Raw genomic sequence first — 12,141 nt, 5'->3', positions numbered from 1 at the left:
TTACCTGGTGTTAATTCAACCAATAAATAAGTTAATGGTATTCTTACAAAGATTGATGCAATTACACCTACCAACATTGCGAAGACTGTTTTCCCACAACCATTATAGAACCCGTTAAAGGTAAATCCAAAAGCAACGAGAATGAAGTCTACACTAAACCATAACAAGTATTGTGAACCCGCTAAAGCAACCTCTGGTGATGAATTGAAGATAGACATCACCACATTAGGGAAATAATGACCAATCACAAAGAATATAACAGAGAAAGCAAAAGATAACCCAATACTTACTTTTAATGATTTAATCGCTCGATCTTCTTTATTAGCACTCATATTTTGGGCAACAAATGTTGATAACGCTGCCCCAAATGCAGAAGCAGGTAACATTGCTAATGCTTCAAACTTACTACAAATTCCAATTGCTGCAGAAGCATTTACACCAAATGTATTAACAACTGCGGTTATAAAAATAAATGAAATAGATATGATTGCTTCTTGAAATGATACTGGAATACCAATTTTCATTATTATTTTTGATATATTCCAATTCATTTTCATCTTTCTTAAATCAAAATAATTACGTGATTTCTGTAAGTGAATTATTGCCAACAAGAAACTAATTCCTTGTGATATTGTTGTCGCAAGAGCAGCACCACTTGTATCCATCTTGAATGTTCCAATAAATATAAAATCTAAGACAATGTTTGTAACACAAGCTACACTTATAAAAATTAATGGATTTTTTGAATCTCCCATTCCTCTTAAAATTGCCGCAATTGCATTATATCCAAATGTAAATATAATTCCAAACCCACAGATCATAATATAGTTTCTTGCAAGTTGTACTGCTTCTGTTGGTGTTCTCAATAAGTTCACTAAATTTGGTATCAACGCAATCACCGTCAGCATAACCACAGTCCCTAAAAAAATAAATAAACTTATCGTTGCAGAAACTGTTTCTTTTAATTCTTCCCTACGATTAGAACCAATTAACATTGCAACCAAAATTGTTGCCCCCATCGTTAATCCCGTAACTAATGACGATATAAATTGCATCACTTGAGTTCCAACATTCACTGCTGAAATACTCGCATTAGATGTAAACCAGCTGAGTATAGCCATATCCATTGTGCCATAAAGAAATTGTACGAAATTCGCCAATAGGAAAGGGATAGCAAATTTTATTAGACACTGAGTGATGTTTCCATGAATCAGATCATTGACTTTATTCATACTGTTTCCTCTTCTAAATACTTAAGTACATCTTGAGGTGTTTCAAAATAGATACTTGTTCCCCAATCAAATTGTTGTTGTATACCCCAACCAGCAACACCAAATTTTACACCTGCTTGATATGCACACTCATAATCAAAGGGTGAATCACCTATGAATAAGATTTCATCTTTTTCTAACTGAGCTTCTTTTTGATAAAGTAATATACTTTCAGGATGAGGTTTGTGATGTTTTACTTTTTCATTTGTTATTACGATTTCGAATTGCTGATGATATTGTGGTTGAATAATATCTCGCATTAAATCCCATCCCTCTTCAGTTCTTGAAGTATTTACTCCTAATTTAATCTTTTTGAAAATTAATTCTTTCAAGAGCTGTTCGATACCATCATAGAGAGTTAAGTTAATTGCTGCCTTATCAAAATTTATTCGCAATTGATTCTCGAATTTTTCTTGTTGATCTTCTGGTATTTCAAAATACTTAATTGCACCTTTATTTGTTAAAAAATAGGCAGGTATAAAATCTTCTACCTTGCTAAATTTCTCATTTGCAAACATGCTTGTGAATGTATCATGATAAACCTTAATCATAAAACTCGTATTTACAAGTGTTCCGTCACAATCAAAAACAATTGACTTAATCATTTTTCTCCCCCTATTCATGTAAAGAATGCAGAAACATAACGTTTCTGCATTACTACTTATTCATCGTGTGTGTTGAAATATTTTGATTCTGGTAATCCTACTTTCATCATTTCTTCCATTGTTGGAATTGCCACCCCTTGATCCTTGGCTAAACGATAAGCTAAGATTTCCACAACTGGTGCAAATTCTAACGCTCTAAAATCATTACCCACTGGCTCAAATGCTAAGTCTTTGTCATCAATTGTGTTTGCTCCAACAATAAACGCTGAACCTACTTCATTAACAATATAATTCTTTAGTCCTTTTGAATATTTATTATCGTAAACTCCATCATTTAAAATAATAATATTATGACGTTTTGTATAGCCCATCGTTGGTCCATGTAAACCATCATCCATTTCAAAGCCAACACATAAATATTTTTTAACAACTTCTAATGCTTTAAGTGCACCTTCCATTGCAACACCCCATAAACTACCTGAACCATAGTAAGCAAATCCATCTGCATCCATAAGTTCTTCTTTGTTTTTGTCAAACCATTCAAGTGTTTTATCACAAATTGCTTTATGGCTTGCTGGTATTTTCAATGCATCTGCTATCATAGCATTATAATCTGTCTCACTAATTGCTTTTCTAATCAAACCAATTTCCAAACCAATTAACATTTGAGTTAAAATTGCAGAACAATATCCAATTGTTCGCATTCCATATTCTTCATATCCACAACCCATATTCACATGTACATCTGCAATTTTTGCTAATGGTGTATCTTCTTTTTCAGTAATCGCTACTGTTAAAGCACCAATTTCTTTTGCTTTTTTAAGACATGTTTGTGTGAATGTTGAAGTTCCTGATTGTGAAGTAAAAATATAGATTGCATCTTTATTAAATGCTGTTTTCTTCATAAATTGATTCGGTAGTATAGTCGATGTTGGTAATCCACTATATTTTTCTACATATAAATATGAAGTTACTGAACATGTATTACTTGTTCCTGAACCGACAAAGATAATTTCATTATGCTTATCTGTGATTTTTGAAACTAATTCATTTGTTCTATCTTTTCTTTTAGCTACAATATCTTCAATAATTGAAGGTATTCTATATATACAATCTAAATAACTTACCATTTCTTCCTCCTAGAAAATTCCAATCCAAGTTCCTAATATTGCAAAAATCATTAAACCAAAAATTAATAGTGTTGGTTTTACTTTCTTACTTAATAATTTAAAGCAGAAGAGTGTTAATAATAGTGGAAGCAATTTAGGGAATATCGTATCTAACATTGCTTGAATTGATTGTTCAGCACCACTCATATTGAATACCCATCCGATATTTACACTTACCATTGTTGCTGTCATTGCCCCAACAGTCATTAATCCAACAATACTTGCTGCCTTTGTAATAAAACTCATGATTCCATTTTCTGCAGCATTTTCCATGAATTTAGCTCCAAGTCCAAATCCCATATATGGTCCAATGAAACGAACAAATGCTGCTGGAATGTTATAAAGTAATAAGAATACAATTGGCCCTAGTAAACTTCCATTACCAGCTAGACTCAATCCTACTCCCATGGAAATAACACGCCATGTACTTTGGAAAATTGAATCTCCAATTCCAGCGAACGGACCCATCAAAGATGTCTTTACTGCACTAATTGATGATTTATCAAAATTCGGATCTTCTGCACCTTGTTTTTCCATTGAAGCTGCTAGACCTGTAATAAATCCACTTACACTTGGTGTTGTATTGAATAATTCCCAATGTCTTTTATATCCTTCAATACGATCTTCTTTCTTATCATAGTATTTATTGATTACTGGAATCATTGTATAAAGGAAAGATAAAGCTTGCATTTTTTCCCAGCAGTATGGAGCACTCATTGTGTGAGAACGTAATGCTACTTTAAAACATAATTTACTTTCTTCATCGGTTAAATTGAATTTTTCTTTAATCATTGAATAGTTCCTCCTCACCACTTGCTACAACTTCTTTTTTATTATTTTTGGAAAAGCTTCCTTCGAAATAAAGAATAATGACTAAGATAATTCCTAAAGTTGCGATTGCCATTAATGGTAATCCACAATAAGTTGCTAGAACGAATCCTAAAATATAATATACTGCAAGTTTCTTTGTTAACATCATCTTCAATAACAATGCAAACCCGACAGCAGCTAACATCCCTGCTGCAACACCCATACCATCTAGTAATACTGTTGGAAGACTATCAATTACACCTTGCATAACTGTTGATCCAAGTGCAACTGCAGCCCCACAAATAATTCCCTTTGGAATGTAGAATGTTAATGATACAAAAGGTACCATTCTTTCCAATGCTTTATAGTTTCCTGATTCAACCATGCGGTCAATCATTGGACTCCATAATGAACGTAATGCTACTAATGGAACGAACATCATTTGACATAAAATTGATACAGGAACCGCTAATGCAAATGCTGTTTCTGTTCCTTGTCCCAAAATAATTGCGAACGCTGTTCCTACTGCTGTGCCTGCTACTGCATCTGGTGGAACTGTTCCTCCAATTGCCATAACACCCATGAAAACTAATTCTAACGCTGCTCCTACTATAACCCCTGTAGTAATATCTCCTAAAACAATCCCTATAGCAGTTCCAACGATAAATGGACGTGTTGTCATTGGGTATGAAAACCATGTTTCTACAAATTCTAAAATTATGACTGTTAAGCCTACTAAAACTGCCTGTAACATTTTCTCTCCTCCTTTATTTTAGTATTTTTTCTAAGTCTGTTTTTGATTCACTTGGTACCATTTGGAATTCTACAACATCAACATAATTTTTAAGGTCTTTAAGTGTAGCTAGATCGTTTTCATTCAAGAATACACCTGGAGCTAACATTTTTGCTCCTTCATTCTTTTTAACTCCCCCGATATTTACTTTCTTAATTTGCCCCTCTAATTGTTGCACTAGCCCTAAAGCATCTTGGATTGTTCTAGTGATTACAAATATTTTTGTTTGGGTTGTACGTTCGTCTTTTAGTAAAGTAGCGGCATCGTTAATCGTTTTAATCGCTAACTTTACCCCACTAGGTTTCGCCATTTTTAAAGCCATTTTTGTCATTTCATTTGTTGCTGCTTCATCATTCGCAACTAGTATTGCATCTGGACTTATTGCATTTGACCAAGCAACGGCAACTTGTCCATGAAGCAAACGGTCATCTACTCGACAAAGTTCTACCATAATTCATCATCCTCCAATCCTTGATTGATAGTATTAAGTGCTTTTGTATGATTCATAATTAATGTCCCCTTTTTAGAAGATTCAATTGTATGTTGCAATATCTTTGCAGTATTTTCTTCTGTTGCTAGTTTCATCTCTAGAATCATTGCTAATGTCATGTTACTTACAACATATACATTTGTATGATTACATAATTCAATAAGCTTGCTGTGTACACTTCCACCCAATATATCACTGAATAAAACATATTCATCTGTTGGGTTTTCTTCAATCTTCGATTTGATTAAATCAAAGATTACTTTTGGTTCTTTATAAGTATCCAAGCCATATGCATCAATATCATCGCAATTACCTAAAATCATTTTCGCTGCACTCAGCATACCCTCTGCTAGAGACCCGTGAGACGTAATTATTATTTTTCGCACCCTCTATCCTCCTTCCTTTGCTTTTACTACAGCAAAAAATGTGCCAGTAGATTTCTAGCACATTTTTTCTTCGATTTCATTGTATTTTATGATTCTGTCCATAAATCGTTGACACTATTTTCGTCTTCTTTGACACTAGCTTTGTATCTTTTGAAGATATAGTTGTAGATATAACCTATTTCACTTAAAGGAACTGTAACATTATACATTTGTTCAATTTCCTCAAAAGCATTCTTCACAATGATAATAAAATCTTGATGGGCATCTACAAATTCTGCCAAGCCTTCAAAGTTAACCATGTATTTATCAATAATTAATCGCTCTATTAAGCAGCCAATATGAATATATAAACCAAAAACAACATTTGAATTTAATTCTAACTTTAAACCCGTTTGAATCTTATCAATAATTGTTTCTACGCTTACCACAATTCTTTCTGAATTTAAAATTGTTAAATAATTTAATAGATTATCCATAGAGAAATTACGCAATATTGCTTTTTTAAAGTTTTCTAAATCTTTTTCATTAAGATGATTTCGCGATAGTTCTTCAAGTTCTTGATAACTACTACCATTAATAATTCCCTCTATAGGTATAAACTTAACATTTTCAATATGTGGATTGGATGTGCCAATCATACATAAAACATTATATTTATCGAATACAGGTAGTGATTTTTTCTTTTCTTCAATTGATGCATAGTCATAAGGAATAAATGTCACCCCTGCATTGCTAGGAAACGAGTTTTTTAAAAGGTCTGCAATTTTTTCAGCAGTTCCGATACCTGTCTCACAAACCGTAACAATCGCTGGTTGTTTCTTTCTATTTTTGATTATCTTGTATTTGTGTTTATTTCTTTCACTTGCTTCTTCTAATATCTTTTCAATAGAATATCCTTCCATTATCATGCTTCCAATATCAAGCGCAAGCTTTGTAGAAACATTGTTGATAATTCCAATATCAATATTCGCAAAAGTTTCAAGAAACTGATGAACAGATTCTAATGAACCCATATCTACCATAACAATAATTTCTTTAAGATTCTCAAATCGTTTTAAGTATTCTACAAGCTTTTCTATTACATCTTGAAAATCGGTTTCTAAAGGCATATCAATGGCTTCAAAGATATTATGATTTAAGAATTGATTGGTTACTTCTACAATACCACTGGCAATTGAATAACCATGTGCAAGGATAACTCCTGGTATTTTAGCATTTGAAAGAATGCGATTAAAGCGATGCATAATAAAGAATAAATCTAAACTACCTACAGCACCTAAATTGATATGCATACTATTATCTACAAGATTCACAATCTTTGATACAATTTCCCATTCCGATGTGAATTCATTCTTAACATAATTCATTAAGCTATTAATATCTTCAGCATGTGATTTAATCAAAGACCATTCAAAACCATACTCTTTTGAAAAATCATAAATGAAGATTGATAACATCCTAATTTGGTTATTTGAAATTTTTTGTACACTTTTTTCGTTAATTAAAATGTTAATGATATTCGTCATTAAATTTTCCATGAGTTTTAACTTTGGTGAATTTTTTGTGCTTTCAAAAAATAAATAATCATAATATTGATCTAGTCTTAGTTGTACAAAATCAATAAATTCTGAAAATTGTTTTGGCATATCTAATGAAGTGTAATGTTTGATAATTGATTGATTCATTAAATAGATTTTACTATCTGTATAATTAACACGAAGAATTGAGTCTAACTCAATCATCGAATTATCATCATATTGATTTGTGACATCAGTAAGATTTCCATTGAACATATCTTCTGGCAAATCATCAATTCTTATTTCAATTGAATCTCGTTGAAGTGATTGAATATAAACATTCGCAACCGCTGCTTTAATCATATTTTTCATTTGTCCAACGTTCCCTTTGTATTCAAATGAAATCAGCGCTTGATATGTTAGCTTCGATAATCGAATTGTCTTTTTAATTCTTTGTTCTTCATATTTGAATAAAGTATGAATGAGTTCATTCTTTTCGTGCATTGAACGTTCTGCAAGTGAAGGTATTTTAACTGTGATTGGAATTCTTCGCATGAAAGTTTTCAACAATACCGCATTAGGATCTTCAGTTGTCGCAAAGATCATTCTACATTGTCCTTTATACCACTTCTTATTATCTCCAACTTTATGATATGTTCCTTTGTCCATATATAAGAATATTTTTTCTTGGCAATCAGGTTTTAGTGAGTGTACTTCATCTAAAAAAATAATTCCACCATCTGCTTGTGCTAGAATTCCATCTGTATCACTATCTGCTCCTGTAAAAGCCCCTTTTACATAACCAAATAAATTAGTCATTAATAATTCTGGATTATTTGAATACTCTGCACAATTTACGATAACAAATTTACTTTCTTTATCAATTATCTTTTTTTCTTGCGCATAATCAAACATGAGTTGAGCAATAAAACTCTTTCCTGTTCCTGTTTGTCCTTGTAACAAAATCGGTAACCCTCCATCAGGATAAGTTATTGCCGCTTTGCATTGTTCAATTGCATAAGCTAAGCTTTCTGTTGCACCCACTAACTTCTTAAACGCATTACTTCTTGCGCGATGATTTACTTGTAAATACGTACGAAGTTCTTCTAAACTATCAAACTCCGATTGAATTGATTTTGTATTTAATGCATTACACAATGATAATTTATCAAAAAAATAAGTTGGTCTTGAATTTACTTTAATAAGTTGCCCTTCTTGCAATAATTCGTTAAAATAGTGGGAAACAAGATTTCTACTACAATCTAATTCATTCGCAATAATATTTGCAGTACATTTTCCTAGATTTTCTTCTACTAAAAAATCAATTGTTTGGCAGTTTTCACTAAAATTCTTTAAATGATGTATTATTTTTTGCTTTACAGACCCTTCTTTGCTTTCCATATTCTTCTCCCCTGTTTTCATCTATTCTAGCATAAAAACTAAACTCAACAAGAGTGTATTGTAAATTTCAGGAGATGATATTCTATGGCGCAAACATTTTTAGTATCACCTAAAATCAAACAGAAAATTAAGTATTCAAAGAATCAACAGGACTCTTTAGCACTGTTGAAATTATCAAATCTAACTTTACTTAAAGAAATAAAAAATGCTTTATCAACAAACCCTTTCTTGCAATATACTTCGCTTAATGATAGTTATATTGATTCTTTAATGATGGCTGAACCATCTATTAAAGATGATCTCATTTCGCAAGTAAATACGACAAGAAAAAAGATAAATAAAGAATTATGTTACTATATTATTCAATCTCTTGATGAGCATGGTTTCTTTCAAGAAAACATAGATGATCTATTAAATTTATTTTCAATCACATCCAATGAACTAGATACTAATTTGACTATTCTACATGATTTAGAACCTTGTGGTATTGCTACTAAAAATAGTTTTGATTTTATGCTCTATCAACTAAAATCTAGAAATGAAGATTTAGCTTACACATTATTAAATACCTATAAAGAAGAAATCGAAAATTCAAATATACATAAAATTATAACTGAGCTAAATATTACACACGACGAATTCATTCATCAAATGGATATACTTCGTAGTTGTACTATCTATCCTTACACAAGTACTAATACCGCTGTTCAAACAATCGTACCTGATTTATTTATTCATATAGAAAATGATGAATTAGATGTGCAATTAAATGAATTGATAAACATAAGCCTTGTAGAAATTGATACTAAGCAAATAAGTGAAGAAGCTAAAGCCTATCTAAGAGATGCAAAAACACTTGTTAATAATTTAAGTTTTAGAAATTTCAATCTTATGCTCATAGCCAATGATTTGTTTACTTATCAGAAAGATTATTTCTTATATTCATCACCTCTAAAAAAATGCACTCTCATCGATGTTGCAAATCGTACTTCCTTACATTTTTCTACAGTATCACGTATTGTAAATGATAAATATTTTGACTATAAAAATAAAAGTTATCCTCTATCTGTTTTGTTGTGTAAAGGAATAAGTAATAAAAGCACTCGCGAGATAGAGGAAGCGATTCAGTCTATTGTAATGGAAGAAAATCCTTCTTGCCCCCTAAATGATGACTTACTGGTTTTAGCACTTAAAGAACGTGGCTACGATATTGCTAGACGAACTGTTTCAAAATACCGAAAAACGTTGAATATTCCGTCTTATAAAGTAAGAGCTAAATAGCGAATTATCTATCCTTTTTCAAACTGATTGGTATATGATTTCGTTAATTTTATAATTTATGATACATTGTTGCATTTATTTCTTTGTGCTAAAATAGAATTAATCATTATCACTTTATAATAGACCTTTTTTCACGACTACCTATTAATTCCTTTAAAAAGCAGGAGATACCAAATGTGTAGATCAATGAAATTCAACATTGTCTTAATCAACATACTTTTATTAACGCTCGGATGGTTATCACCTATTCGAGTTTTTGCAGAAGAACAAATTGAATTTACACCTGAGGAATCAAGTTATATCGAAAGTACAAAAGAAAACCCAATTCTTATAGGCATTATCCCTCATGTTTATCCCCTTTCAGCATGTCCTATTGAAGTAGGGGATTTTAAAGGAACAAACGTAGAAATGATTAATCTTATTTCTGAATTATCGGGACTTAGCTTTGAATTCACTTGTGTTCCAATCGAACAAAAGACACCTTATGAAGCATTAATGAATGATGAATTTCAATTAGTAGCCGGAACTATTCGCTTGGATGTATTTGAAGCGAATTCAAATTTACTTCTATCTGATCGATTTTGTGATGGTTCTGCGACTTGTATTGCTAAGAAAGACACAAATCCTGCTGTTCTGAAAACTGGTAAAATTGCCGTTATGCAAGGATACCAAGCTGGGTATGAATTTTCTAAAATGCAATTCCCAAATCATGAAATTGTTTTATATCAAAACAACAAAGATGTTATCCAAGCAGTGAATCAAGGAGAAGCAGATTTAGCGATGATAAGTCGTTATGTTGGTATTTATGAATTACAAAGTCCTTTTTATGAAGATCTCACTGTTCTAGCACCTTATCAAAAGGTTGTTGATAGCGTCGTTATGGGTGTAAAAAATCCTCAAAATGAACTCGCAATTTCTATTATCAATAAAACGCTTGCTGCTATCGGAGAGGATGAATACAATAATATTCAAATGACTTATATTATTAACAATCCTTATAACTATTCTTTCTTAGAGATAGTATTTAAATACCGTTATTTCATTCTTGTGGGTGCTGTTGCAATCCTAGTTCTATCATTACTTATCGCAAGACTACTCAACTTTCAAAAAGAAAAAGTACTTTTATCTAACGATACACTCACTGGTGCTTATACAGATGCTGGATTTGAACTTCAAGTATCAAAAATTCTCGCACGATCAAACAAGCAATTCTTTATGACAGATTTTGATATCTCTCACTTTAGCAGTTACAATGATTTATACGGAAAAGAACAAGGTGATATGCTTCTAAAAAAAGTGGTTGAGATTGTAACATCCTTTCTATGTGACCAGGATGCAATATGTCGCTCATACGCTGATAATTTCCGAGTAATATCTTATAAAGATAATATTACCGAACTACTCTCTGACATAGAACGGGCAAACAAGATTTTAAGTCAATTTATTGATTCAAGTATGCGTTTTAATTTTGGTATCTATCCAATTGATGATCGTGATATACCAATATCTAAAATGTTTGACTATGCTGCAATGGCTAAGAAATTAGCAAAGCATGATTCTAATTCTTATATTCAAATTTTCGATAAAAATTTACATGACATACAACAAAGTGCAACACGTATGCTTACGCGCTTTGATCAAGCTTTATTAGATAATGAATTTGTTGTTTACTATCAACCTAAAATAGATGCAAAAACAAATAAAATTGCTGGTGCTGAAGCCCTCGTACGTTGGCGTTATAACAATGGTGAAATTCTTCCGCCATCAGAGTTTATTGAGTTGTTTGAAAGAAATGGGCAAATTCAAAAACTAGATTTTTATGTAGTTGAACAAGTATGTAAATTCCAACGAAATAGACTTGATCAAAATATTGAATTATTCCCAATTTCATCTAACTTCTCAAGAGTACATTTATTTAGTAATGATTTTATTCCTCACCTCAATGCAATCATTGAAAAATATAATCTTCCAAAAAGTTGTATTGAAGTAGAATGTACAGAAACTGCCATGACTTATGATTCTGAAATTTCTATTACGATTCTTGGACAGCTTCAAAAAGAGGGATATTTAATTGCAATGGACGACTTTGGTCAAGCTTATTCTTCATTAAACACCTTGCGTTCAATGCCTTTAAATATTGTTAAACTTGATCGTGGATTCTTACTCGTCACTATGGATGAAGAAAAAGAAAGAGCAAAAACAATTATTAGAAATATCGTAACACTTGTTCATGATTTACATTTAAAAATGGTTGCAGAAGGTGTTGAAAGTGTTGAACAATTCATGTTCTTAAAAAATATTGGTTGTGATTATATTCAGGGTTATTATTTATCAATGCCTTTGGATGAATCTTCTTTTATTACTTTATTAAATACAAGTCTCTATATTATAAAAAAGGAATGACTTTAAAATTAAGTT

Annotated in this window: 10 protein-coding genes; 2 read left to right on the top strand and 8 right to left on the bottom strand. The window is 31.5% G+C overall.

Translation table 11 applies throughout. The features are described from left to right. The 8 genes from RSB60_RS00730 to RSB60_RS00695 form a co-directional block, all read right to left on the bottom strand. A partial coding sequence (locus RSB60_RS00730; RefSeq protein WP_332613917.1) for an MATE family efflux transporter occupies nt 1–1,232 on the bottom strand: 1,232 nt, incomplete at its 3' end. Next, on the bottom strand, nt 1,229–1,876 hold the full coding sequence (locus RSB60_RS00725) for an HAD family hydrolase (protein WP_332613915.1): 648 nt from the start codon (nt 1,874–1,876) through the stop codon (nt 1,229–1,231). The genes RSB60_RS00725 and RSB60_RS00730, both read right to left, overlap by 4 nt. 56 nt (nt 1,877–1,932) lie before the next feature. Then, nucleotides 1,933–3,006: an SIS domain-containing protein gene (locus tag RSB60_RS00720; protein ID WP_332613913.1), complete on the bottom strand. Its 1,074-nt coding sequence runs from the start codon at nt 3,004–3,006 to the stop codon at nt 1,933–1,935. A 9-nt stretch (nt 3,007–3,015) separates the two neighbouring features. Continuing rightward, complete coding sequence (locus RSB60_RS00715; RefSeq protein WP_323380989.1) at nt 3,016–3,837, bottom strand: PTS system mannose/fructose/sorbose family transporter subunit IID; 822 nt, start codon at nt 3,835–3,837, stop codon at nt 3,016–3,018. Next, entirely contained in the window at nt 3,830–4,609 is a 780-nt protein-coding gene (locus tag RSB60_RS00710) for a PTS mannose/fructose/sorbose/N-acetylgalactosamine transporter subunit IIC (protein ID WP_323380988.1), read from the bottom strand. Before RSB60_RS00710 ends, RSB60_RS00715 begins: the two co-directional genes overlap by 8 nt. Before the next feature lie 13 nt (nt 4,610–4,622). Next, a complete protein-coding gene (locus RSB60_RS00705; RefSeq protein WP_323380987.1) occupies nt 4,623–5,099 on the bottom strand; it encodes a PTS sugar transporter subunit IIB in 477 nt (158 codons plus the stop codon). Further along, the gene (locus RSB60_RS00700) at nt 5,093–5,524 is read right to left on the bottom strand and encodes a PTS sugar transporter subunit IIA (protein ID WP_323380986.1); all 432 of its coding nucleotides are present in this window, start codon (nt 5,522–5,524) and stop codon (nt 5,093–5,095) included. Before RSB60_RS00700 ends, RSB60_RS00705 begins: the two co-directional genes overlap by 7 nt. Before the next feature lie 86 nt (nt 5,525–5,610). Further along, a complete protein-coding gene (locus RSB60_RS00695) occupies nt 5,611–8,442 on the bottom strand; it encodes a sigma 54-interacting transcriptional regulator (protein ID WP_332613909.1) in 2,832 nt (943 codons plus the stop codon). 84 nt (nt 8,443–8,526) lie between these two features. On the opposite strand from RSB60_RS00695, the gene RSB60_RS00690 reads away from it, so the two are divergent. Together RSB60_RS00690 and RSB60_RS00685 are read left to right on the top strand one after the other, a co-directional pair. Further along, nucleotides 8,527–9,723: an RNA polymerase factor sigma-54 gene (locus tag RSB60_RS00690; RefSeq protein WP_332613906.1), complete on the top strand. Its 1,197-nt coding sequence runs from the start codon at nt 8,527–8,529 to the stop codon at nt 9,721–9,723. 174 nt (nt 9,724–9,897) lie between these two features. Then, a complete protein-coding gene (locus RSB60_RS00685) occupies nt 9,898–12,126 on the top strand; it encodes an EAL domain-containing protein (RefSeq protein WP_332613903.1) in 2,229 nt (742 codons plus the stop codon). Nucleotides 12,127–12,141: the final 15 nt, after the last annotated feature.

The sequence above is a fragment of the Anaerorhabdus sp. genome (genome assembly GCF_036657415.1).
Lineage (GTDB): Bacteria > Bacillota_I > Bacilli_A > Erysipelotrichales > Erysipelotrichaceae > Anaerorhabdus.
This window is presented reverse-complemented; position numbering and strand designations above follow the sequence as displayed.